Here is a 22769-nt window from a genome sequence, read left to right as displayed (position 1 = left end):
CCGTGTTGTACGGGCGATCCAGCGAACAAACGGACATCGAACGGCTCCTGGCGGAGGCCAGGGCCGGCCAGAGCGGGGCCCTTGTCATTCGGGGTCAGGCGGGGATCGGTAAGTCGGCGCTGCTGCGCTATGCCGCCACGCGAGCGGAAGACATGAGAGTGCTGCGCGGTGTCGGCATCGAATCCGAGGCCGAGTTGCCCTTCGCCGCGCTTCATCTGCTTCTTCGCACCGGGCTCGACCGGATCCGCGCACTGCCCGATGCGCAGGCCGCCGCGCTCAGCGGAGCCCTGGGCCTGGGCGACATCGCGCCGGAAAACCGGTTCCTGGTCGGGCTGGCCACGCTGAGTCTTCTCTCCGAACTCGCAGAGGATGGCGCGCTGCTCTGCCTCATCGACGACGCGCAGTGGTTCGACCGGGCGTCCATCGACGCGCTGGTGTTCGCCGCCCGCCGCCTTGAGGCCGAAGGTGTCGTTATGATCTTCGCCGCCCGCGCGGGTTTCCACGCCGCGGGGCTGCCCGAGCTCCGGCTGGGTGGGTTGGACAGTGCGGCCGCCGCCGCCCTGCTCCCCGCCGACCTGCCACCGCAGGTGCGAGAACGTCTCATCGAGGAATCGGACGGCAACCCCCTGGCGCTTGTCGAGCTGCCTGCCGCGCTCACCGCGGAACAGCGGGCGGGACGATTGTCGCCGGTGGGTGCGATGCCCGTCGCCGATCGAGTTCGGGAGGCGTTCCAAAGACAGATAGCCGCGCTTTCCGAGCCGGCGCGGACCGCGTTGCTGATCGCGGCGGCGGACGGTTCCGGCGAGCTTGAGACGGTGGCGGCCGCGGGCGCCTCCCTGCAGGGCCTTGAGTCAGCCGAGCGGAGCCGCCTGATCGAGATAAGGGGGACGACCATCGGCTTCCGTCATCCCCTGATCAGGTCGGCCGCCTACCAGAGCGCGCCGGTCACTCGGCGCCTTGCCGTACATCGGGCCCTCGCCGACGCCCTCACCGGCTCGGCCGCTGTGGATGCGGCCGACCGGCGGGCGTGGCACCTGGCCGCCGCCGTGCTCGGATCTGACGAGGGAGTCGCACGGGAGCTGGGGGAAGCGGCGGAACGGGCACGTACCCGCAGCGGCTACGCCGCGAGCGCGGCCGCCTACGAGCGAGCCGCCGAGCTCACCGCCGATCCGGTACGACGATCCGGACGGCTGGCCGCCGCCTCGTTGGCGGCGAGTGACGCCGGACTGATGGGCCGCGCCGCCGCGCTCGCCGACAGGGTCACGTCCGATGTGGACGACCCCGATGTGATCACCGCGCTGATCCAGGTGCGCGCCCATCGCGAATTCGAGCTGGGCACACCGCTCGCAGCAGGCCGGATCATCCTGGACGGCGTTCCCCGGGTGGCGGCTCGCTCCTCGGAGTGGGCCACCTGGCTACTGGTGGAGACCGTCCGCTGCGCCTGGTTCGCCGGTGACGCACGGCTGGCCGAGGAGGCGGCCGCGAGCCTCCGCGCGCTTCCCGAGACCGGCTCGCCACTGGTCAGCGGGGCACTCGGGCTGACCCGCCTGCTGAGCGGTGACATCGAAGAGGGGGCCAGGTTCATGGGCGAGGCGGTCGACGGACACGCGCTCGCCGGACTGGGGGTGCCCGGGCTGACCTTCACAGCCTCTCTGTGCCTTCCGCTGGGCCGTGCCGTCCACTACGAGGAGATCACCGGTCAGATCGTGGCGGAGTGCCAGAAGAGCGGAATGATCGGCTGGCTCGCCTTCGCGTTCCAGGATCATGGCCTCGCGCAGGGGTGGCTCTGCCGGTACGGCGAGGCCAGGGCGGCTCTGGACGCAGGGCTGCGACTGGCGGTGGACCTGGGCCATGAGCACCGGGTCAGTCACCTCATGTGCTCTCTCGGATGGGTGCTCGCCCACCAAGGGGACGTGGAGAGGTGCCGAGCGACCGCCGAGGAGGGCATCGCGAGGGCCGACGGCCAAGGACAGGCCCTTGCCGCGGCCATCGGACGCTGGGCACTCGGCCTGCTCGAACTCGGCCTGGGCCGCCCGGACGCCGCTCTCCGGCAGTTGGAGGCCATCTCACTGACGGGCATCGCCGTCCTCTCCGCCGCCGACCAGGTCGAGGCGGCCGTTCGCGCCGGTCGGCCGGAGCGGGCGAAGGAGCCGCTCGCCCGATACCTGGCCTGGGCGCGGCACGTCCGTCAGCCGTCACCCAACGCGATCGCGCTGCGCTGCCGTGCCCTCGTCGAGGGGGACGAGGCGCACTTCGCGCATGCCGTGCGCTGCCATGAGGCAGCCGGTCAGCCGTACGAGCAGGCGAGGACGCGACTCGCCTACGGCGAGTGGCTACGACGGGCACGGCGGCGAGCGGATGCCCGGTCGCAACTGCGCGGCGCACTGGAGATCTTCGACCGGCTCGGCGCGGAGCCGTGGGCCGAGCGCGCCCGGGTGGAGCTGCGCGCGACCGGAGACGTTCCGGCAGCGCCGCGCAAGGCCGACGACCCGCTCAGCGTGCTCACCCCCAGGGAGCGCCAGGTCGTACGGCTGGCGGCCAACGGCGCCTCCAACCGCGACATCGCCGCCCAGCTTTTCCTCAGCCCGCGGACCGTCGGCTATCACCTCTACAAGGCGTTCCCCAAGCTGGGGATCACCTCCCGATCCCAGTTGGCAACCGTCGCCCGGTCCTCACGGGTGCCCGACTGATCGTCCACCCGGATGGGGAGTCCTCCCAGCCCTGCTGCCGGTTCTTTCTCCTACCGGCCTTGGATAACGTCGAGGTCATGCGGCTTCATGTGGGATGCGCGATGTGGACTCTCAAGTCATGGCAGGGGCGTTTTCTGCCTCATCCGCTCCCGGTCGGAGAACGCCTGCGGGCCTACGCGACCTGGTGCAACGCGGTGGAGGGCAACACGACGTTCTACGCGACACCGGCGAGAAGCACGGTGGAGTCGTGGGCGCGGCAGACCGGCCCGGACTTCCGCCTGGTGGTCAAGCTGCCCAGGACGATCACGCACGAGGGCCGCCTCACCGGAGTCGAGGAGGAACTTCGGTCGTTCCTGGAGGCGATCGAGCCACTCGGGCCTCGCGCTCACGCCCTCTGGGTCCAGTTGCCGGGATCATTCGCTCCGACCGACCTCGGCACCCTGGCGGGCTTTCTTCGCGGACTTCCCCGCTCGTACAGATACGCCGTCGAGGTCCGCCACCGCGCGTTCTTCGACGACGAGCGATCTGGGCGGCTTCTCGAAAGGGTTCTCGCCGGCGTCGGTGCCGAATGGGTTCCCTTCGACACCGTCACCCTCTTCCAGAGCCCTCCGACCAGTGACGCCGAACGAGACGCGTGGACGAAGAAACCGCGTGTGCCGCGCCGGTCTGTCGCGCTCACCGACCGTCCGATCGTGCGCTACCTCGGCCGGGACGCCACGGAGCGCACGATCGAGGGCTGGCGGCAGTGGATCGACACGGTCACCGAATGGCTACGCGAAGGCCGCTCGCCGACCGTGTTCATCCATACTCCCGACAACGCCGACGCGCCGATGCTCGCCCGTCGTTTTCACGACGACGTACGGGCCCGGCTGCCCGAGGTCGAGCCGCTGCCCGAGCCCATGCCGGCCGAGCCGCTGACCCTCTTCTGACCGCACAGGTTCACCGTGGTCAGAAGCCGCCCACGACTCCGAGCGCATTGCGCATCTGGCAGCTGTTCCCGAAGGTCTGAGAGGACATGGTGAACCGGCTCTTCCACACACCGACCGCCGACACCGTCACCGGCTCATAGATCAGCGGGCAGATCAACCCCGTCGCGGGCTTGAACTTACGCACGTCGCCACTCGCGGGTTCCAGAGCCGCGCACGCCTCCCGCGCCCTCGGGTGCGTCCCTCCGCCGACCGGTGAACACTGCAACACCACCGTCCGAGTCGACGGCAGGGTGGTCGACCCCTGGGTGAGCGTCAGCACCAGCGCCCGGGCTGAGAACTCATCTCCCGATATCTCAGATATGCCTGGCCTGGGGTCACCGAGTGAATCAGCGCCGGCAGGTGACGCGCTGAGCGCGGCCATCGCACCGAGGACCGCCGAACCGAGAACCATCCATTCTGTAAGCCGCCTCATTACAGCCCAACTCTCTCAGCTCACGCGGTGTTCGACGCTCCCAGCGTGACCAGCGGTGACATGGAAGCCGAGTACCGACCCTCCAGGTGCTGGTCAAGATTCCGCGAGTGGGGTAAAGCCGGGGCTGAACAGGTCGCGGTGGTGATCAGGCGATTCCGGACCGGACCGCCGGTGCGTCGGAGGACTCGTGCCGGGGGGCGGTGTCCGGCCTGGGTTGCCGCAGCACGATGAGCGCGACGATGAAGGCGGCCGCGAGCAGAGCGGCGGCGGTGCCGAAGGCCAGTTGGTAGCCGCCGGTCAGCGCGGCAGCCCGGCTCTCGCCGGCGGACAGCAGCCCCTCGGTACGCGAGGCGGCCAGCGTGGACAGTACCGCGACGCCGGTGGCCATGCCGACCTGCTGGGTGGTGTTGAACAGCCCGGACGCCACGCCCGCGTCATCGGCCTTGGCGCCGGACATGCCGAGTGCGGCCAGCGCGGGGAGCATCAACCCGCCACCCGCGATGAGCAGCATCACCGGGAGCAGGTCGGTGACGTAGTCCGCGTCGACCGGGACACGGGTGAGCCAGACCATCGCGCCGAACAGCAGCGCCAGGCCCGCCAGCAGGACGGCGCGCTCACCGAAGCGGGTGTTGAGCCGGGCGGAGACGAACAGGGACACGCCGCCGATGGCCACCGCCGCGGGGAGCATCGCCAGGCCGGTGTCGAGCGCGCCGTAGCCGAGGACCTTCTGCAGGTAGAGCGCGACGAGGATCTGGAAGGCGAACATGGCGGACACCGCCAGCATCTGGGCCAGGTTGGCGCCGGAGACGTTGCGCGAACGGAAGATCCGCAAAGGCATCAGCGGGGTCCTCGCGGTCGCCTGACGGATGAAGAACGCGGCCAGCAGGGCGAGCGACACCGCGCCGAAGCCGATGGTGTGCGTCGCGAGCCAGCCATACTGCTCGATCTTGACCACGGTGTAGACGCCCAGCATCAGTCCGCCGGTGACCAGTACGGCGCCGAGGACGTCGGCCCCGGCGGCGAGTCCTGCCCCCCGCTCGCCTGGCAGCGCCCTGATCGCCAGCGCGATCGTGGCCAGTCCGATGGGCAGGTTGATGAAGAAGATCCAGTGCCAGCTGAGCGCGTCGGTGAGAACCCCGCCCAGAACCTGGCCGATCGAGGCTCCGGCGGCACCGGTGAAGCTGAAGACGCCGATCGCCTTCGCGCGCTCTTTGGCCTCGGTGAACAGCGTCACCAGGATGCCCAGCACGACCGCGGAGGCCATGGCGCTGCCGATGCCCTGCAGGAAGCGGGCGGCGATCAGCATGCCGGGCCCGGCGGCCGCTCCGGCCAGCAGCGACGCGACGGTGAAGACCGCGTTGCCCGCCAGGAACATGGTCTTGCGGCCGATGAGGTCGCCCAGCCGACCGGCCAGCAGGAGGAGGCCGCCGAAGGGGATGAGGTACGCGTTGACGGTCCAGCTGAGCTCGGCGGGCGAGAAGCCCAGATCCCGCTGGATGGCCGGCATCGCCACGGTCACGATGCTGCCGTCCAGGATCGTCATCAGTGCTGAGGCGGACAGTACGGCGAGTGCCGACCAGCGTGATCGGGATGATTGGGGCGAGGGTGAGGTGTACGACATGACCGTCTCCTGTTCGAAGGGGAACAGGAGAGACCGTAACAGATAGTTTTGTTGTAGACGATCCCTTTCGGGTCTATCTTGTGCGCTGCCGTGCCCGCCGGGCCGCCTGTGGTGCCTCGACGGGGGCGGCCAGATGGCCCTGCACCAGGCGATTCATGGCACGTACCAGCACCTCGGCCTCATCCGCGTCCAGTGCGTCCAGTGCGGCCCTGTGTACGCCGTCGACGATCTGCTGGCTCCGCCGGGCGGCCTCGGCGCCCTTCTCGGTGACCGAGATGATGCGGGCCCGCCGGTCCGTGCTGGACGGGCGGCGCTCGGCGAGCCCGGCCTCCTCCAGGGCGTCGACCGTGACCACCATCGTGGTCTTGTCCATGTCGCCGATCTCGGCGAGCTGGATCTGGGTGCGCTCCTCTTCCAGGGCGTGAACCAGCACGCAGTGCATCCGTGGCGTCAGGCCGATCTCGGCGAGCGCCGCCGCCATCCGGGTTCTCAACGCGTGACCGGCATGGTCCAGCAGGAACGACAGATCGGGCTCGGTGCGGGCGGGTGCCATGGCGGTCATATCTCCAGCATAGCAATTAGTCCCGTTCTGGATTATCTGTGAATGGGCGCTTTTGTTCCCGGTTCGTCGACGGCCACCAAGTGATCGCTGTGCCTGACGGAAAAGTTCGTTCTCGATGGTCAGCGAGAGAGCGTCCGTACGGTGATCAATGCATTTCCCGCGACCCGGGCCGGCGGTCTAGTGCGCCTCGTGAGCTGCCGATGATCGTTCGGCCATTCCGCGAGGCATCAGCAGGAACACCTTCGGAGACAGGCGGTCCATATTCCCGCCCCTGCCGAACACCAGGCCGGCGGCGAAATCCACGAACTGCTTGGCCTCGCTGTCCGGCAGCTTGGTGAGGTCCATCACCACGGGGGTGCCGGTACGAAAGAAATGCCCCACGTAGATGGCCTCGCTGTAGCCGCGGGGACACAGTGTTTTAATCACCGCATCAGTCTCCACCGCCCACGGTGACCGTCAAGTCGTCTACTGAATCGGTGGCCGCGCGTCGCGGTGGAGATTCCGGTCACCCCCGCGGGGCGTACATGATGACCAGCACGCCGAGCAGGCAGACGGCGGCCCCGATGATGTCCCAGCGGTCGGGCTGGAACCTGTCCACCACCATGCCCCAGATCAGCGAGCCCGCGACGAACACGCCTCCGTAGGCGGCGAGGATGCGGCCGAAGTTGGCGTCGGGCTGGAAGGTGGCCACCAGCCCGTACAGGCCCAGGGCGACGAATCCGGCCCCGATCCAGAGCAGCCCGCGCTGTTCTCTGACCCCCTGCCAGACCAGCCAGGCCCCGCCGATCTCGGCGAGTGCGGCGATCGCGAACAGCAGGAGGGATCGGGCGACGGTCACGACCGTGACTGTACGCGGTGGTCCTGGCAGCCACAGCCGGTGTCGGCGGATTCTGCGATTCGCCTCCGGCGGCGGAGCGACCACGCCGGTACGCAGCCACTCCCCGCTCATGAGCCGCACCGGGGAGCCGCCTCGATCGCCCGGACCGCCAGGCCGTCGAGCACTCTCGAACGAACCGGGGGCACCTCGATGTCCAGGGTCAGCTCCTCGCCGTCGGCGGTGAGGGTGAAGGTGAAGAACGCGCAGCACTCCGTCTCCCTGGCCGTCAGGTCGAGTACGGTCCGCTCTCCGCCCTCCAGTCTGAGCCGCAGGTGAGCGGGTCCCACCCGCTCCAGCCCGCGCAGCGCGGTGGCGAAGAGTTCGTCGAACTCCGCCACCCGCAACGGCCGCTCCTCGGTCGGAAGCGCGCATTCGGCCGGTGCCCACTCCATGGGTTCCTCCCTGGCGCCAAGGCCGCCCGTCTCCGCCGCGAGCCGCCCGCACCCCGAAGGTAAGCCTGTACCGGGGTACAGGATGCAACTCCTGCCGCTACCCGAGGTCGGTGCTGGACGCCGCGTCCTGCGCGGGGTGGCGGGCGGCGTGCCGTCTGGCGCGGTAGGCGCTGGCCTTGGCCCGGTTCTGGCAGGACAGGTCGCAGAATCTGCGCGAGCCGTTGCGGGTGGTGTCGAAGAAGACCAGGTCGCACCCGTCGGCCTGGCAGGCGCCGAGCCGGGTGGCCTGGCCGACGCCGATGACCATGGCCAGTGCCGTGCCCATGTCTGCCGCCCACGCGTCCACGAGGGGCGCGTCGGGCCGGTGGAAGGCCAGCCGGTGTGGCCGACCCGGATCGACGTGCAGGCTGGGGACGGCGGCGTGCCGTACCAGCAGGTCGTTGAGTGCGGTCGCGACCTCGGTGATGGACTCGCCCGCGCCGAACGCCGGCCGTAGCCGGGCGGCGATCCCGGCCAGCCGATCCGCCTCGGCGACGGTGAGGGCACGGGGAGCCCGGTCGGTCACGACGCTCTCCTCGCCGATCGCGGCCAGTCGCTCGGCGCCTGAGGCCGGTGGCGTGACCTCGCGGCCGTGCGCCGAGGTGACGGTGAGGCGGTTGACCAGAAGAGCGGCCAACTCGATCCTGCTACCGACGTAACTGTCTATTTGGGGTTGACGAGTGATGCGCCAGGGATCTACTGTCACTGTCATATTCTACATAGATAGTGATGAACGGGGCTTGTGATGTCGGAGTTCTCCAAGCTGGCACGGCAGATGTGGCACCAGATCGAGCCGGTGCACGCGTCGCTCTATTTCTCCCCCGAGGCTTTCGACGAGGCGGCACGGCTCGGCTACGACGTCGAGTCACGCTGGCCGAGCTACTTCGCCTGGCGCACCGCGCCGCTCGGCGCCGCCGGGCCGAAGCTGGTCACCGGCACCTACTACAGCTTCAGCCCGGCGGCCGTCGCCGAGCACGTGCCGGGCATCTGGGCCACGGCGCGGCCCGAGGCGGTGCTCCAGGCCCGGTCGCGGGCGGTGGACCGCACCTTGCGCACCCTCCTCGGTGACAAGGTCGCCACGCCCGAACTGGCCGAGGCGGCCGAGTTGGCCGTCAGGGCCGCCGAGAGCGTCGAGGTCGTCCACCGCCCCCTGGCCGCCGCCAACCTTGATCTGCCCTGGTCCGAGGAGCCGCACCTGGCGCTCTGGCAGGCCTGCACCGTGCTGCGCGAACACAGGGGCGACGGGCACCTGGCAGCCCTGGCGACCGCGGGACTGGACGGGTGCGAGGCGCTGGTCTCGTTCGCCGCCATCGGGGCCGCACCGGTGAGCAACTTCGCAGGCCGCGGCTGGAGCGACGAGGAGTGGGCGGCGGCCCGTGACCGGCTGGCCGTCCGTGGCCTGGTCGACGCGGAGGGGAGCGCCACCCCGGCGGGCCGGGCGCTCCGTGACCAGGTCGAGCGGATCACCGACGAGCTGGCCGCCGGACCGTGGCGCGCGCTCGGGGCCGAGTCGGCCCAACGGCTGGCCCTGCTCAACCGGCCTTTGCTGGGCGCGGTGTTCGAGTCGGGGATGCTGCCTATGGTCAGCACCCTGGGCATCGGCAGCGTGCGGGCGCCGGAATAGGGGACGGCCCGGTCTGCAGGTCGACCGCCCCGGCGATCCTGTCCCGCATCGGTCGCCTGCTCAGCGGGTAGGGCGGTTCCACCTCCAGCTCGGCCGCCGCCGCAATGTACCAGTGCCGTCATATCTCCGGAGAGGAACTCGCCTTGTACCCCCCTATCGAGCCCCACGAGCACGGCCTGCTCGACACCGGTGACGGCAACCTCGTCTACTGGGAGGTCTGCGGCAACCCCGCGGGCAAGCCCGCGGTCGTCGTACACGGCGGTCCCGGGTCGGGGTGCAGGCCCGGCCACCGTCGCCTCTTCGATCCCTCGCGGTACCGGGTCGTCCTGTTCGACCAGCGCAACTGTGGCCGCAGCCTGCCGCACGCCGGCGACCCCGCGACCGATCTGAGCACCAACACCACCCATCATCTGGTCGCCGACATGGAGCGCCTGCGCGAGCACCTCGGCATCGACCGGTGGTTGCTGTACGGCGGATCGTGGGGCTCCACGCTGATGCTCGCCTACGCCGAGACCCACCCCGAGCGGGTGTCGGAGATGGTCGTCGCCGGCGTCACGATGACGCGCCGCTCCGAGATCGACTGGCTCTACCGGGGGGTCGGGCGGTTCTTTCCCGAGGAGTGGGAGCGGTTCAGGCGGGGAGTCCCCGAGGCCGACCGCGACGGTGATCTGCTCGCGGCCTACGCACGGCTCATGGCCGACCCCGACCCCGAGGTGCGGGCCAGGGCGGCGCACGACTGGACCGCGTGGGAGGACGCGGTGGTCTCCCTGGAGCCCAACGGCACACCGAACGCCTACAGCGGCCGGCCCCCCGCCGCCCTGCTGGCCTTCGTGCGGATCTGCGCGCACTACTTCTCCAACGCCGCCTGGCTGGAGGAGGGGATCCTGCTGCGCGAGGCCGGACGGCTGGCCGGGATCCCCGGCGTACTCGTCCACGGTCGCCTGGACCTGGGCGGACCGCTCGACACGCCATGGCAACTCGCTCAGGCCTGGCCCGATGCCCGGCTGGTCGTGGTCGAGGACTCCGGGCACACCGGCAGCGACACGTTCAGGACGGAGATCCTCTCAGCCCTCGACGCCTTCGCCGGCTGAGCACGCGGAAGGCCGGCACCACCGGTACGGGACGGTGGGCGGGCTGAGGTCTCACCTTCCCCGCGGGCCGTGCGCGGGACGTGCGGACGTGGCGCGTCCGCGCGGGTCACGGGGGACCTCGGGGTGCCGAGCCCTGGGGATTCGCCGAGATCGTTCCGGGTTAGCCTCCGGGCGGCGTTCGGCCCGGACCTCGGGGCGGCGGACATACACCGGATCACCCGGCTGGAGGAGCCGGTAGAGGGGGACGGCGTTGTGCAGCGGGACCCGGACGCACCCGTGGGAGGCGGGGAAGCGGGGAACGAGGGTGGAGCCGTGGACGGCGATGCCCCCGTTGAAGTAGACGGAGTAGAACATCGATCCCAGGATCCCGGTGGACCAGCCGGGGACCCGCGCTCCGACCCGGTAGTCGCCGACCGGGGTGTCGGCGAACCCGCAGTGGCCCTTCTCGCAGTACGACCTGCGGGCACCGGTCGAGATATGGGTCACCAGCACGGGTTTCCCTCCCCGCCACACCGTGAGGAGCTGGCGTCGCAGGTCGATCTCGGTCCGCTCGGACCCGCCGTATCCCACCAGGGGCCTGACACGCCTGGGGCGCAGGAGGGCCTGCCAGGTCGGCAGGTCGATCCTGTCGACGGGCCTCAGCCCGTTGGCCTTCTGGAAGGCCCATACGGTCATGCGCAGCGCGGAATCGTACGTGGAGCTGAGATTTCCCGGGGTGAAACCCAGATCTCTAAGCCTTTTCTTCACATTATGCACCTCGATTCCTCTGCTGCCCATTTTGAGGATCGTGAATTGGTCGGGAAGGGGGGCCTGCTGGAAATTCGGGGAGGGGTCGATCGCGGCGTGCGCGACGCCGACGGGCAGGGTCGCGGCCAGGGCGAAGATGGTTCCTGTGACCAGGGCACGGCGGACGGTGCTTCGCATATGTGACGTCTATCCGCTGACAGTGATGATCAACCCTCTAATGCCGCTTGCCAGAAAGTAAGACTTATACCGCCGTGTGCGACCCGACGGTTAGTGTGAAGAGACTTTCCCGAGAAAGCAGATATGTGTTTTAAGGCGGCACGATAAGATGATTTTAGGGATATTTGTAAGATATTTCCGGGGCATTGGGTGTGAACGGCACGCCGCACCGTACCGGCCGATCCTGTGGCGGAGCACGGCGGCGTCGTGGCGGGCGGCCCGGAGCGGTTCACCCTCAGCACGCCGGCACACACCATGACCGTCGAGGTACCCGAACACACCATCGCCTTCCAGGGCGGCTGGTGGTACCGCGGAGAGTACGCCGTCGAGCCGCGCTCGGAGGGCGCCCTGCTCACCCACCGGGTCCGCAACGTCGCGACCCGGGGACGGTGGGGCGTGCCGCTCGCCAACCGCTTCTTCTTCGGCCTCGACAGGAGCGCGAGCGACGGTTTCACCGCGGGGCTCCGGCGGATCGGCGACGAGCTGGGTTGCCGGACACGCCTGCTCTGAACGCACGGCGTTTCCGGTACCGGATCCGCAGAGCCGGAGAACGCCGGGGGTGCCCCCCTGGGACGCTCGCGGACGTCACGAAGAGGTCCCCGTGCGGGGTCCAGGGGAGCACCGGCCGATCAGCCGAGCCGGATGACGCCCTTGGAGACCTTGATCTTCCTGCGGGCCAGCGGTCGACCGGCCGGCCCCCTGGCCACCGAGCCGTCGGCGATCCGGAACCTGCTGCCGTGGCAGGGACAGTTGATGGTTCCGCCGCGAATGGTGGCGACCGCGCAGCCCTGGTGGGTGCATTTGGCACTGAAGGCGCGGAAGGTGCCCTTGACGGGCTGGGTGACCACCCATCTGCCGTTGATGATCCGACCGCCGCCGACGGGGATGCTGCTGGTCCTGGCGAGCACGGGACCGGCGGTCTCTCCGGCCTCCTCGGCCGCCTCGGCCGGGCGTATCCATGCGACGGCCGACGCGATCGCGGCGGCGGCGCCGCCCGCGAGACCTCGGAAGATCATTAATCGACGGGTGGGGGTGGGCATGGCGGGCCTCCCGGGGAGACGAATGGATCGCGTGTGTGGTTCATATCACAGGAAAGCGGGCCTGCAGGCAGGCTCCGCGGTCTTCCCCGGTGATGCGCAGGCTGCCGCCGTGCCGTACCGCGATGTCCCTGGCGATGGCCAGCCCGAGGCCCGATCCGCCCGCGTCCCTGTCTCTGGCCTCGTCCAGCCGGGTGAACCTGTCGAAGACCGCCTCGTGGTGCTCGACGGGGATGCCGGGGCCGTCGTCGCACACGTCGAGCACCGCCTCACCGCCGTCGGATGCCAGCCGGACGGTGACCGTGGAGTTCGCGTGACGTACGGCGTTGTCCACCAGGTTGGCCACCAGGCGGCGCAACTGCCCGGCCGAGCCGAGGACCACCGTGTCGGCCGCCACCTCCAGCGTCACCCTGATCTCCGGCCTGGGCCGCGACCGGGCCGCCTCCTCGGCGGTCACCTGGCCGAGGTCCACCTCCTCGTGGCAGGCGGGCTCCGCCGCGTCCAGGCGGGCGAGCAGCAGGAGGTCGGAGGTGAGCGCCTGGATCCGCTCCACGTCGGTCAGCGCCTCGGCCGCCAGCGGCCCCGGCGGCGCCAGCTCAAGACGCGTCCTCAGGATGGCCAGCGGGCTGCGGAGCTCGTGGGCGGCGTCGGCGACGAAGCGCTTGTGCCGGCTGACCGCCAGTTCGAGGCGGTCGAGCGTGCGGTTCATGGTCTCGGCGAGGCGGGCGATCTCATCGCGCGACCGCGGTACGGGGACCCGCCGGTGCAGGTCGTTGGCGGTGATGTCGGCCATCTCGGTGCGGATGGCCGAAACCGGTGCCAGTGCCCGGCCGACGGCGAGCCAGGTCAGGACGGCGACCAGCAGGAGCAGCGCGGGGATGCCGGGCAGCAGCAGGCCCCACAGTGCCCGCAGCGCGTCTCCCGTCGGCTCCAGCGACGCCCTGGCCTGCACGAACAGCACACCGTCGGCGGTGTCCACGGGCGTCGTGGCCAGGGCGAAGGCATCGCCGGGCGCCCACTGCGCCGCCTCGGCGGGCTGTGGCGCGGTACTGCTCCGAAAGTCCCGCACGGTTCCCGGGGTCTTTCTTCTGGGCGCCGGGGTGGCGGTCGATCTCCAGGCCGAAAGCTCGGAGGCCGGCGATACGGGGTACGCAAAGATCTTGACATCGGGGTCGAGGAGGGACGTCTCCGTGAGAGTGACACTGTCCGCGGGCTCCCTGAGGACCGTCACGCTGCCGGTGAGCACCTCGGCGGTGGCATCGGCGCGGCGGGCGGCCTCGTTGGAGGCGCTCCGTGTCAGGCTCCCGGTCAGCACACCGACGAGCACCGCGGCCGCCACGCCCAGCGCGACCGCGACGATGGCGGTGGCCGCGAGGGTCGCCCGGAGCCGCACCGAAAGGCGCGACGCCATCCTCAGGCCTCCAGCCGGTAGCCGGCGCCGCGTACCGTCACCAGCGACGAGCGGCCGAACGGAGCGTCGATCTTGCGGCGCAGCGCGCTGATGTAGACCTCCACGATGTTCGGATCGCCGTCGTAGGAGAAATCCCAGGCCTGGGCCAGCAGCTCGCTCTTGGAGACCACCTCGCCCTGCCTGCGCGCCAGGCCGTGCAGCACCGCGAACTCCTTGGGGGTGAGGGGGATGTCCACCTCCCCGCGGCGGCAGCGGAGCCCCGCGGGATCGACGGCCAGGTCGCCGACCGCGATGGACACCGGTCTGGCGTGGCCGCCCCGGCGTACCAGCGCGCGCAGCCGGGCCAGCAGCACCACGTAGGAGAACGGCTTGGACAGGAAGTCGTCCGCGCCGGTGTCCAGGGCCTCGGCCTCGTCGTGCACCCCGTCCTTGGCGGTGAGCATCAGGATCGGCGTCCAGTTCTCCGCGTCGCGGAGCCTGGCGCAGACGGTGTAGCCGTTCATCCGGGGCAGCATGACGTCCAGCACGATCACGTCGTACGGGTTCTCGGTCGCCATCCACAACCCGTCGCGTCCGTCGTACGTCACGTCGACGGCGAACCCCTCGCCCGCCAGCCCGTCCTTGAGCAGATGGGCCAGACGTTTCTCGTCCTCAACCAGCAGCACACGCATACCGCTCAGAGTGCCGCACCCCGCCTAAAGCCAACCTGAAGATGACTTCTGCCGCCTTCAGCCTGGGTTCAGGCAGGGGGCGGGAATCTGTGATCTCCAGATCCGCCTGACAAGGAGAATGCCCATGCGTATCCGCATGCTCGCCGCCGCCGTGGTGACAGCGGGGGCACTGATGGCCACCCTGACCGGGGCCGCCAGTGCCGACGACACGCCCACGCCCGCTCCCATGGAGGGCACGGTACAGATCCAGTGCGAGGGCGGCGGACAGGCGACCCTGACGACGCGCCGGCTGACCGAGGCCGAGATCAAGGAGTTGGAGAAGGCCGGAGCGTCGCCCGCCGTACCCGCCGTGCCCTCGGGACGGGCCGGCGAGGCCGCGGCGCCGAGCGGCCATGTCAAGGTCTTCAGGGGCGTCCGGGCGGAAGGGGAGGACGCGAAGGAGCTCCTCCCGCTTTCCGAGGGCGTGACCCTCGTCAAGGACTTCAAGGTCATGGCCGCTCCCTCGGAGACCGCCGCCCCCGGGACTCCGGAGGCCGGGGCGGTGACCGTGACCTCCGAGGCCGTTCCCGAGAGGGTCGAGGGGGCCAAGAGGACCGAGAAGGTCGAGGGGGCCGAGCGGGCCGAGGGGCCCGGAGATGTCGAGGTCCTGGTCATGAGCACGCCCTCCGGGGACGCGCCCACCGTCACCTGCGCCAAGGCCCAGAAGGAGTAGTCCCGCGGGGGTGATCCCAAAGACCTGCGAGCCGGCCGGGGAAACCCGTGCGGGAGTGACCCCGGCCGGTTCGCAGCCGACCGGGACGATCGGGAGGCGTCCTGGCGGACCGTGCCGCGTCGGGGACCGGCGCGGTTCAGCCCTCGGAGAAGGTCGGGTGCGGGCCCAGGGCCCAGTACTCGTACAGGCCGTAACCGACGTGGCCGTCGTACTCGAAGCGGCCGACCGCGTCGACCAGGCCCCACATCGCGGCGGCGTCCTCCGGAAGGGTGTGGGTGACGCCCTGGACCACCGGTTCCGGCCCCTGGTACATGCCGTGCCTCCAGTCCGGTTCCAGGCCATATCCGGTGCCCACCATCAGGTGCACCGGGAGGATCGGAGTGCAGTGCACGTCGAAGGGCTTGCCACCCGGGGGAGAGAAGGAGATCGTCGCCTCTCGTACGTCCCGGGTGCCCTCCGCGTACGTCGGACGGTACTCGGGACGGCCGAGATACTCCTCCTCGCCCTGTCTCGGGGTGCCGAACCCCCACACCCGCACCGCCTCCTCCAGCACCCGGCGGCCCTTCTCGTCCTCCTGGACGATGCACAGGATGGCGTGGTCGTCGAACTGGATCGGGGTGTAGAGCCAGTAGAAGGTACCGGCGTCGCGGGCCTGGATGCCGGGCGGTTCGGGCTCGCCGACCGGGCGGATGCCCCACGAGCGGTCGCGGGTGCCCTGCCAGCGGTCGGGGGTGACCTCGACGCGCTCGTCGCCGATCAGTATGTGCCCACTCCACCTGCCGGTCTGGGCCAGCCGGGAGGAGTCGAACACCACGCGCTCCTGTCGGCGCAGGAAGTGCCGGGGCTCCAGCGTGGCCGGGATGGTGCCCTCCCAGGTGAGGTCGAAGGAGAGGCCGTGCTCGGTGGGGTCGAGCACCACCCGTAGCCGCCGGAGCCCCTCGATCACCTCGACCCGGAACGGGCCGACCCGCGTGTCCATCCGGTCGTCGCCGAGTTCCCGGGAGGCCCGGACCACGCGGTGCAGGTTCCGGTGGCGCACGCAGGCGAACGCGTCGGTGACCCCGAGGTTGGGATACTGCCCGAGGCCGACGATGAGCATCAGCTCGTCGGATCCGGCGTGACAGTTGAAGTAGTACCGGTCGTAGAAGTTGCGGTCCGAGGTCGTGACGTGCCGCATCACCTCGGGTGACTGGTGTACGGGATGGTCGTCGAGGGGCGACAGCGTCATCGGGTGCTCCTTCTGTCTCAGGAACACGTTCTAACAAGCGCTTGGTGGATCGGTCAATGGCGTGCGGTCCGCACAGCGGTATGGCCCGCGCCTTCGAAGGCGCGGGCCATACCGCTGACAGGTGACGTACACCGTGGTCGGCCGACCCGGGCACGTCGTACCGCTAGGGCAGTTTCTTGGACGTGTGCTCCGCCCTGGCGTCGGCTCTGTCACCGACCTCCTCGGCCTTCGCCGTGACGTCGTTCGTCACGTCGGAGGTCTTGCCCACCACCGCCTCCATCTTGTGCCCCACCCATTGGGACGCGTCGGAGGTGCTTTCCTTCAGGGTGTCCGCCCACTGGTCGGCGTTCCTGCGGTACAGCGCGTAGCCCGCTGCTCCGATCGCGACGCCGGTGACCAGCAGAACCATCGGCCATCCGCGGGACTTGGTGGGCTTGGGATCAATCCTCGCGGCAGCCTGGGACAGCGCGGCGCTGAGTTTCGGCGCGAGCTGTTCCTCGATCGAGTGCGCGGCGGCGTCAAGCCTCGGTGCCGCCCACCCGCGTACGACGATGATCTTCTCACCGGCCACGTTGCGAGCATGATCGGCCATGTCAAGGGCCTGGCCAGCTACGTCGCGGGCCTGGCCGGCCAGCGGGCTGACCCGATCCGCGACGAGGACAGCCCGAGCCTTCGCGTGGCGCAGCCGCCTTTCCGGAGCCACGATCTTCATGTGGCGCTTTCCAAACAGTGCTAGAGGCACAACAACCTCCCCATTCGTTGGGGCCCCGTCGCCACCCCTTCCCGCTCGAAGGCGGCTCAATCATGACGGCCCGTGGGAGGATGCATGAAGGATCGGCTCCGGCCGAAATCGTCAAAGCGCCACAAAAGCAATACGTTGCATAGGCATTGCCACAACCTGAAGGGGGCAGTCCGATCATGGCTGAGAAGTTGATCGCGAACCTCAACACCAATCGCGGAAGCGTGAAGGTCCAGCTCTTCCCGGACCACGCGCCTAAGACCGTGCGCAACTTCGTCGAGCTCGCCGAGGGCACCCGCGAGTGGGTGCACCCGGAGACCGGCCAGAAGTCCACCGCCAAGCTGTACGACGGCACCATCTTCCACCGGGTCATCTCAGGCTTCATGATCCAGGGTGGCGACCCGCTGGGTCAGGGTGTCGGCGGTCCCGGCTACAAGTTCGACGACGAGATCCACCCGGACCTCTACTTCAACCGTCCGTACCTGCTCGCCATGGCGAACGCGGGCATCCAGATGGGCCGCGGCACCAACGGCTCCCAGTTCTTCATCACCGTGGTGCCCACGCCGCACCTGAACGGCAAGCACACCATCTTCGGTGAGGTGATCGAGGGTCAGGACGTCGTGGACGCCATCGCCAAGACCGACACCGACGCCCGCGACCGCCCCACCGAGCCCGTGGTCCTGGAGTCGGTGACCATCGAACGCGTGCAGAGCTGATCTCTCGCCCGGCGGCCTCCCACGGAGGCCGCCGTTCGCGTTTCCGGCCGGTGTCGTTCAGTCGCCGTTTATGTGTGTACGGGCACTCGGGATCGTGAATAGGCTGGCAGTCTGGGGATAACAGAACGCGCGAAGGGGCCAGCCACAGACCATGACCACCCAGCCGTCCAGCGACCCCAACACCGTTGTTCCCAACTGCTACCGGCATCCAGGGCGGGAGACCTACGTCCGCTGCCAGCGCTGTGAGCGCCCCATCTGCCCCGACTGCATGCGCGAGGCCTCGGTGGGCTTCCAGTGCCCCGAGTGCGTGGCGGAGGGCAACAGGGGCATGCGGCAGGCACAGTCCGTGTTCGGCGGCCGGGCGGTCGTCACGCCCCGGGTCACCTGGGCGCTGCTGGTTCTCAACGTCCTGGCCTACTTCGCCGAGACCGTGCGCACCGACTGGGTGCTGGCCAACTTCACGATGAACTCCTTCGCCGTCGCCTACGACGGCGAGTGGTGGCGCCTGATCACCGGAGCCTTCCTGCACATGCCGCTCGGCGGTGGCGGCTGGGCCCTGACCCACATCGTGTTCAACATGTGGGCCCTCTACGCCATCGGCCCGGAACTGGAGCGGCGCCTCGGCTCGGCCAGGTTCCTGGCGCTCTATCTCCTCGCGGCGCTCGGCGGGTCCGTCGCGGTCTACCTGTTCGGCATCGCCGCGGTCGGCGCCTCGGGTGCGATCTACGGCATGTTCGGCGCGCTGTTCGTGCTCGGCAGGAAGCTCGGCTACAACGTCCAGGGTGTGCTCTGGCTGATCGGCATCAACGCGGTGATCACCTTCGTGATCCCCGGCATCAGCTGGCAGGGACACCTCGGCGGCCTGATCGCCGGCTCCCTGGTCGCGGCGGTGTTCGCCTTCGCCCCGGCCAGGAGCCGCGACGCCGTCCAGTGGGGAGGCTGCGCGGCGATGCTGGTCGTTCTGGTCGCGTTGGTGCTGGCGTTGCCGCCGTTCGCCGTCCAGGCCGAACTCGGCATCTACGGTTGATCCACACCCTGATGCTTCCCCAGGGTGTGGATAATGCCTGTGGAAAAGGCTAGCGCCAGCGGGTGGACAGGATCACACCGAGGATGATGAAGGCGAACCCGACCAGCAGGTTCCAGTTCTGGAGGGCGCCGAGAACGGGCGCGGTGGGCGCCACGTAGTAGACGGCGATCCACAGGATGCCGACGATCCAGCAGGTCACCATGACCGGCGCCAGCCAGCGCGGGCTGATCTTGATCTGCTGTGAGGTCTGCGGCGGGGTGTAGACCGGCTTCTTGCGAGTCTTGGGCTTGGGCACTGGGGTTCTTCTCCTGCGTCAACCCTGCGCGATCCGGACCGTGCGCAGGCCATGTCGATTAGCGTAGTCGCTGGTGGGTGAAGTCCCGTGTAAGGATAGTCCGCGCAGGTGGGCCATGGCGATTCCGTGAGGCACCATACTGCGGCAAATGTTCTGCCGAACCCGTGATCCGGTCCTGCCGGACGAAGTGTCCCGTCACTAGCCTTGACCCTCGTGAGAGCGGCGTTGAAGGTCATGGGCGATCTGAGCATCACCGCGGGCCTGGTCATCCTGCTCTTCTGCGCCTACCTGTTGTGGGGCACCGGCTCCTACACCGCGGAGCAGCAGGTGCTGTTGCAAAGGCAGTTCATCGAGGGCGGGAAGGCCGGCCGGGCGCACGGGCCCGGCCCGGTCCGGCTGGGCGGGGCGGTCGCGCTGCTGTCGATTCCCAGGCTCGGCGACGACTACCGGTACGCCGTCGTGGAGGGCGTCGACCAGGACCGGCTGCGGATGGGGCCGGGTCACTACCCCGGAAGCGCCATGCCAGGAAAAATCGGTAATTTCGTTCTTTCGGGCCATAGGACCACCTATGCCGCCCCCTTCGGTCGCATCGACGAACTCCAGCGGGGCGATCGCATCGTGGTCGATGCCCACGAGGCCCGCTACACCTACCGGGTCACCGGCAGGCGCGTCGTCGACCCCACCGAGCTCGGCGTCATCGCCCCGGTCCCCGACCAGCCGGGAAAGACACCGACCAGGGCGACGATCACCTTGTCCACCTGCCACCCGAAGTACTCGGCCGCCCAGCGGCTCGTCGTCTTCGGCGCGCTGGACCGGAGCCAGGCCCGCCTCGGACGACCCGAATAGTCCGAAAACCAACCCCGACAGCCCGGAGAAGGAGTCTCGTGTACGGCTGGATCTGGCGGCTGCTTCCCGGAAACCTCGCGGTCAGGGTGTTCACCGCCGCCGTACTGGCCGCCCTGGTCGCGGCCGTACTCTGGTATGTCGTGTTCCCCTGGATCGAACCCCGCATCTCCCTCGACCTGGCCGGCGTGGGCCCGTGAGCCGCGTCCTGGTCGTGGACAACCACGACAGCTTCGTCCACACCATCGTCCAGTACCTCCGTGAACTCGGCGCCACCTGCGACGTGCGGCCACGTGACCAGGTCAGGGTCGAGGACGCCGCCGGCTTCGACGGGGTTCTGATCAGCCCCGGCCCCGGCACCCCGGAGAACGCGGGCGTGAGCGTCCCGCTCGTCGGCTACTGCGAGGCCCACGGCATTCCGCTGCTCGGCGTCTGCCTGGGGCACCAGGCCATCGCCATCGCCCACGGCGCGACCGTCTCGCGGGCCCCCGAACTGGTGCACGGCCGCACCAGTGCGATCACGCATGACGGGCGCGGCGTCTTCGCCGGCCTGCCGTCGCCGACGACCATGACGCGCTACCACTCGCTGGCCGTCCTGCCCGACACGGTTCCCGAGATCCTTGAGGTGACCGCGACCACCGGCGACGGCGTGATCATGGGCCTGCGCCACCGTACGGCCCCCGTCGAAGGTGTGCAGTTCCACCCCGAGTCGGTGATCTCCCAGCACGGTCATCGGCTGCTCGGAAACTGGCTGGAAAGGTTGGTGTAACGCGGCGCCCTTCCTGGGCGATTGACCAGTGAGAGTCCTTCCGCCATCGCCCCCGAGTGGCGGAAGGACTCTTCCCCGTTTCCGGGCCTCCCGCATGGGCGGTGCGGGAAACGAGGAAGGCCCCCGCGATCGCGAGGGCCTTCTCATGTGTTCCGGATCAGTTCCCGTCGGGTGGCGACTCGTCGAAGATGGTGCCGTCGTCGGGCTCCGTGGGCATGTCGTCCGTCGGCTCGTCGGGAATGGTCGGCTCATCGGACGGGTAGGTCGGCTGCTCGGTCGGCTCGGGCGCCTGCCCGCTCGACACGATCAGCGTGATCGTCGTCCCCGGCTGGTACTTGCCACCCGGCTCGGGAGACTGGCTCAGCACGGTGTCCTTGGGCAGGTCGCTCGGCTGCTCGACGACCTTCCACTTGAAGCCCGCCTCCTTGAGCATGTTCTTGGCGTCCCCGACGGTGAGGTTGGCCACGCTCGGGACCTCCACCGCCTCCTTGGGCACGTAGATTCGCACGGTGCTGCCCTTGCTGGCCTTCTTGCCGGCCTCGGGCAGGGTCTCGAAGACGATGCCCTGCTTCCGGCTGGAGGGCTTGCTCTGCAGGCTGACCTTGAAGCCGGCGTCCTCCAGGGTCTTCGTGGCCTCTTCCGCGGTCATGTTGAGCACGGAGGGCACCTCGACCTTCTCGATGCCCTTGGAGACCTTGAGCGTCACCTCGGTGCCCTTGTCGACCTCCTGGTCGGCCGCCGGTTCGGTGTCGATCACCGAACCCTTCGGGATCTCCTCGTCGAACGCCTGGACCGTCTTCACCTTCAGGCCGAGATCCGTCAGCGCCTTGGTCGCCGCCTCCATGGTCTGCGAGGCCAGCGGCGGGACCGTCACCTTGCCCGAGGCGGTGGGGGTGCCGGGGGAGCTGAGGAACATGTAGCCCACGCCGACGAAGGCGCCGATGACCAGCAGGGGGATGAGGATCCACGCCGCGGTCTTGACCGCGGTGTTGCTGCTCTGCTGCCGGCGCCGGCCGCGCTCGCCGGTGCGCCCGCCCCCCTCCTCGCCGTACTCGTACGCCGGGACGGCGGTGGTGCGCTGGGTGGCCGGGCCGCCGGGCCCGGGAGCCTGCATCGTCCGGGTGGCCGAGCCGTAGTTATTGGAGATGGCCATGGTCTGGGCGTCCGTCGGGATGCCGGACATCGCCCGCTGGATGTCGGCCCGCATCTCCCCGGCGCTCTGGTAGCGGTGCGCCGGATCCTTGGCCATCGCCTTGAGCACGATGGCGTCGGCCCACTGGGGGATGTCGGGGTCGATCTGCGACGGCGGGATCGGCTCCTCGCGCACATGCTGGTAGGCGATCGCGACCGGCGAGTCGCCGGTGAACGGAGGCTGTCCGGTCAGCAGCTCGTACAGCACGCAACCGGTGGAGTAGAGGTCGCTGCGGGCGTCGACCCGCTCGCCCCTGGCCTGCTCCGGCGAGAGGTACTGGGCGGTGCCGATCACCTGGGCGGTCTGTGTCATGGTCGCGGCCGAGTCGGCCATCGCGCGGGCGATGCCGAAGTCCATGACCTTGACGTCGCCATTGCGAGTGATCATGATGTTCGCCGGTTTGATGTCCCGGTGGACGATGCCGCCACGGTGGCTGTAGTCCAGCGCCCGAAGGATCCCGTCGACCAGTTCGGCGGCACGTTCGGGCAGCAACCGCCGGTCGGCCCGGAGCAGGTCGCGCAGCGTGCGGCCGTCGACGTACTCCATCACGATGTAGGGAACGGGTGCACCCTCTGAGACGTCCTCGCCGGTGTCGTAGACCGCGACGATGGACGGATGGTTCAGTGACGCGGCGGACTGAGCCTCCCGGCGGAACCGCGCCTGGAAGATGTGATCCCTGGCCAGGTCCGCGCGGAGGGTCTTGATGGCGACGATCCGATCCAGCCGGATGTCTCGGGCGCGATAGACCTCGGCCATGCCGCCACGCCCGACGACGCCGTCAAGCTCGTAGCGATCGCCGAGGCGTCGGGGCTGAGTCATTTCCTGCACTGTCCCTTACCGTTCATCTTGGGTGCCGGTGGGCTCTTGGG

Annotated in this window: 26 protein-coding genes; 11 read left to right on the top strand and 15 right to left on the bottom strand. The window is 69.4% G+C overall.

Features of this window, described 5'->3' with window-relative positions; translation table 11 throughout:
• Nucleotides 1–2 precede the first annotated feature (2 nt).
• Both AB0K21_RS28385 and AB0K21_RS28380 read left to right on the top strand, forming a co-directional pair.
• Nucleotides 3–2690, top strand: coding sequence for an AAA family ATPase (locus AB0K21_RS28385; RefSeq protein WP_343970599.1), 2688 nt, complete (start codon nt 3–5; stop codon nt 2688–2690).
• A 77-nt stretch (nt 2691–2767) separates the two neighbouring features.
• Nucleotides 2768–3619 carry a DUF72 domain-containing protein gene (locus tag AB0K21_RS28380; RefSeq protein ID WP_364154692.1) on the top strand — a complete coding sequence of 284 codons (852 nt, stop codon included), beginning with the start codon at nt 2768–2770 and terminating at the stop codon, nt 3617–3619.
• Nucleotides 3620–3638: 19 nt separating this feature from the next.
• Here the strand turns inward: AB0K21_RS28380 and AB0K21_RS28375 are convergent, their stop codons facing one another.
• The 7 genes from AB0K21_RS28375 to AB0K21_RS28345 all read right to left on the bottom strand — a co-directional run bounded on the left by AB0K21_RS28375 (nt 3639) and on the right by AB0K21_RS28345 (nt 8288).
• Complete coding sequence (locus AB0K21_RS28375) at nt 3639–4040, bottom strand: SSI family serine proteinase inhibitor (protein ID WP_364154872.1); 402 nt, start codon at nt 4038–4040, stop codon at nt 3639–3641.
• 196 nt (nt 4041–4236) lie between these two features.
• Nucleotides 4237–5712: an MFS transporter gene (locus AB0K21_RS28370; protein WP_364154689.1), complete on the bottom strand. Its 1476-nt coding sequence runs from the start codon at nt 5710–5712 to the stop codon at nt 4237–4239.
• A 73-nt stretch (nt 5713–5785) separates the two neighbouring features.
• On the bottom strand, nt 5786–6274 hold the full coding sequence (locus AB0K21_RS28365) for a MarR family transcriptional regulator (protein WP_343970611.1): 489 nt from the start codon (nt 6272–6274) through the stop codon (nt 5786–5788).
• Between the two features lie 177 nt (nt 6275–6451).
• Entirely contained in the window at nt 6452–6700 is a 249-nt protein-coding gene (locus AB0K21_RS28360) for a cell division protein SepF (RefSeq protein WP_364154684.1), read from the bottom strand.
• A 79-nt stretch (nt 6701–6779) separates the two neighbouring features.
• The gene (locus AB0K21_RS28355) at nt 6780–7112 is read right to left on the bottom strand and encodes a YnfA family protein (protein WP_364154681.1); all 333 of its coding nucleotides are present in this window, start codon (nt 7110–7112) and stop codon (nt 6780–6782) included.
• A 107-nt stretch (nt 7113–7219) separates the two neighbouring features.
• On the bottom strand, nt 7220–7543 hold the full coding sequence (locus tag AB0K21_RS28350) for a hypothetical protein (RefSeq protein WP_343970620.1): 324 nt from the start codon (nt 7541–7543) through the stop codon (nt 7220–7222).
• Between the two features lie 97 nt (nt 7544–7640).
• Nucleotides 7641–8288, bottom strand: a complete 648-nt coding sequence (locus AB0K21_RS28345) for a CGNR zinc finger domain-containing protein (RefSeq protein ID WP_343970623.1) — start codon at nt 8286–8288, stop codon at nt 7641–7643.
• A 39-nt stretch (nt 8289–8327) separates the two neighbouring features.
• Here AB0K21_RS28345 and AB0K21_RS28340 point away from each other — a divergent pair, with 39 nt between their 5' ends.
• Nucleotides 8328–9206 carry a hypothetical protein gene (locus AB0K21_RS28340; RefSeq protein WP_343970626.1) on the top strand — a complete coding sequence of 293 codons (879 nt, stop codon included), beginning with the start codon at nt 8328–8330 and terminating at the stop codon, nt 9204–9206.
• A 143-nt stretch (nt 9207–9349) separates the two neighbouring features.
• Nucleotides 9350–10297: a prolyl aminopeptidase gene (gene pip / locus AB0K21_RS28335; RefSeq protein ID WP_364154676.1), complete on the top strand. Its 948-nt coding sequence runs from the start codon at nt 9350–9352 to the stop codon at nt 10295–10297.
• A 51-nt stretch (nt 10298–10348) separates the two neighbouring features.
• On the opposite strand, the gene AB0K21_RS28330 is transcribed toward pip, so the two are convergent.
• The gene (locus AB0K21_RS28330; protein ID WP_364154673.1) at nt 10349–11221 is read right to left on the bottom strand and encodes a L,D-transpeptidase family protein; all 873 of its coding nucleotides are present in this window, start codon (nt 11219–11221) and stop codon (nt 10349–10351) included.
• 225 nt (nt 11222–11446) lie between these two features.
• Here AB0K21_RS28330 and AB0K21_RS28325 point away from each other — a divergent pair, with 225 nt between their 5' ends.
• Nucleotides 11447–11770 carry a hypothetical protein gene (locus AB0K21_RS28325; protein WP_364154670.1) on the top strand — a complete coding sequence of 108 codons (324 nt, stop codon included), beginning with the start codon at nt 11447–11449 and terminating at the stop codon, nt 11768–11770.
• Nucleotides 11771–11889: 119 nt separating this feature from the next.
• Here AB0K21_RS28325 and AB0K21_RS28320 read toward each other — a convergent pair whose 3' ends face one another.
• The 3 genes from AB0K21_RS28320 to AB0K21_RS28310 are packed head-to-tail and all read right to left on the bottom strand — an operon-like array spanning nt 11890 to nt 14379.
• A complete protein-coding gene (locus AB0K21_RS28320; RefSeq protein ID WP_364154667.1) occupies nt 11890–12300 on the bottom strand; it encodes a Rieske (2Fe-2S) protein in 411 nt (136 codons plus the stop codon).
• A 40-nt stretch (nt 12301–12340) separates the two neighbouring features.
• Nucleotides 12341–13708, bottom strand: a complete 1368-nt coding sequence (locus AB0K21_RS28315) for a HAMP domain-containing sensor histidine kinase (protein WP_364154664.1) — start codon at nt 13706–13708, stop codon at nt 12341–12343.
• 2 nt (nt 13709–13710) lie between these two features.
• Complete coding sequence (locus AB0K21_RS28310) at nt 13711–14379, bottom strand: response regulator transcription factor (RefSeq protein ID WP_364154661.1); 669 nt, start codon at nt 14377–14379, stop codon at nt 13711–13713.
• A 124-nt stretch (nt 14380–14503) separates the two neighbouring features.
• Here AB0K21_RS28310 and AB0K21_RS28305 point away from each other — a divergent pair, with 124 nt between their 5' ends.
• A complete protein-coding gene (locus AB0K21_RS28305) occupies nt 14504–15091 on the top strand; it encodes a hypothetical protein (protein WP_364154658.1) in 588 nt (195 codons plus the stop codon).
• 136 nt (nt 15092–15227) lie between these two features.
• Here the strand turns inward: AB0K21_RS28305 and AB0K21_RS28300 are convergent, their stop codons facing one another.
• Both AB0K21_RS28300 and AB0K21_RS28295 read right to left on the bottom strand, forming a co-directional pair.
• The gene (locus AB0K21_RS28300; protein WP_364154655.1) at nt 15228–16319 is read right to left on the bottom strand and encodes a hypothetical protein; all 1092 of its coding nucleotides are present in this window, start codon (nt 16317–16319) and stop codon (nt 15228–15230) included.
• Between the two features lie 163 nt (nt 16320–16482).
• The gene (locus AB0K21_RS28295; RefSeq protein ID WP_364154652.1) at nt 16483–17031 is read right to left on the bottom strand and encodes a hypothetical protein; all 549 of its coding nucleotides are present in this window, start codon (nt 17029–17031) and stop codon (nt 16483–16485) included.
• A 206-nt stretch (nt 17032–17237) separates the two neighbouring features.
• Here AB0K21_RS28295 and AB0K21_RS28290 point away from each other — a divergent pair, with 206 nt between their 5' ends.
• Nucleotides 17238–17774, top strand: a complete 537-nt coding sequence (locus tag AB0K21_RS28290) for a peptidylprolyl isomerase (protein ID WP_343970656.1) — start codon at nt 17238–17240, stop codon at nt 17772–17774.
• Between the two features lie 151 nt (nt 17775–17925).
• Nucleotides 17926–18801: a rhomboid family intramembrane serine protease gene (locus AB0K21_RS28285; protein WP_343970659.1), complete on the top strand. Its 876-nt coding sequence runs from the start codon at nt 17926–17928 to the stop codon at nt 18799–18801.
• A 49-nt stretch (nt 18802–18850) separates the two neighbouring features.
• Here the strand turns inward: AB0K21_RS28285 and AB0K21_RS28280 are convergent, their stop codons facing one another.
• The gene (locus tag AB0K21_RS28280; RefSeq protein ID WP_343970662.1) at nt 18851–19096 is read right to left on the bottom strand and encodes a cell division protein CrgA; all 246 of its coding nucleotides are present in this window, start codon (nt 19094–19096) and stop codon (nt 18851–18853) included.
• A gap of 213 nt (nt 19097–19309) precedes the next feature.
• Between AB0K21_RS28280 and AB0K21_RS28275 the strand changes: the two genes are divergently transcribed.
• The 3 genes from AB0K21_RS28275 to AB0K21_RS28265 are packed head-to-tail and all read left to right on the top strand — an operon-like array spanning nt 19310 to nt 20708.
• Nucleotides 19310–19942 (top strand): class E sortase, encoded by a 633-nt coding sequence (locus tag AB0K21_RS28275; RefSeq protein WP_364154647.1) that lies wholly within the window; start codon nt 19310–19312, stop codon nt 19940–19942.
• A 38-nt stretch (nt 19943–19980) separates the two neighbouring features.
• Nucleotides 19981–20139 carry a hypothetical protein gene (locus tag AB0K21_RS28270; RefSeq protein ID WP_343970668.1) on the top strand — a complete coding sequence of 53 codons (159 nt, stop codon included), beginning with the start codon at nt 19981–19983 and terminating at the stop codon, nt 20137–20139.
• On the top strand, nt 20136–20708 hold the full coding sequence (locus AB0K21_RS28265; protein ID WP_343970671.1) for a gamma-glutamyl-gamma-aminobutyrate hydrolase family protein: 573 nt from the start codon (nt 20136–20138) through the stop codon (nt 20706–20708). Before AB0K21_RS28270 ends, AB0K21_RS28265 begins: the two co-directional genes overlap by 4 nt.
• A gap of 157 nt (nt 20709–20865) precedes the next feature.
• On the opposite strand, the gene pknB is transcribed toward AB0K21_RS28265, so the two are convergent.
• Entirely contained in the window at nt 20866–22719 is a 1854-nt protein-coding gene (gene pknB, locus AB0K21_RS28260) for a Stk1 family PASTA domain-containing Ser/Thr kinase (RefSeq protein WP_364154642.1), read from the bottom strand.
• Nucleotides 22720–22769 lie beyond the last annotated feature (50 nt).

The sequence above is a fragment of the Streptosporangium sp. NPDC049248 genome (genome assembly GCF_040678965.1).
In the GTDB taxonomy this organism is placed as follows: domain Bacteria; phylum Actinomycetota; class Actinomycetes; order Streptosporangiales; family Streptosporangiaceae; genus Streptosporangium; species Streptosporangium fukuiense.
Note: the sequence above shows the minus strand (reverse complement) of the source record. Positions and strands in the feature narration are given on the sequence as shown.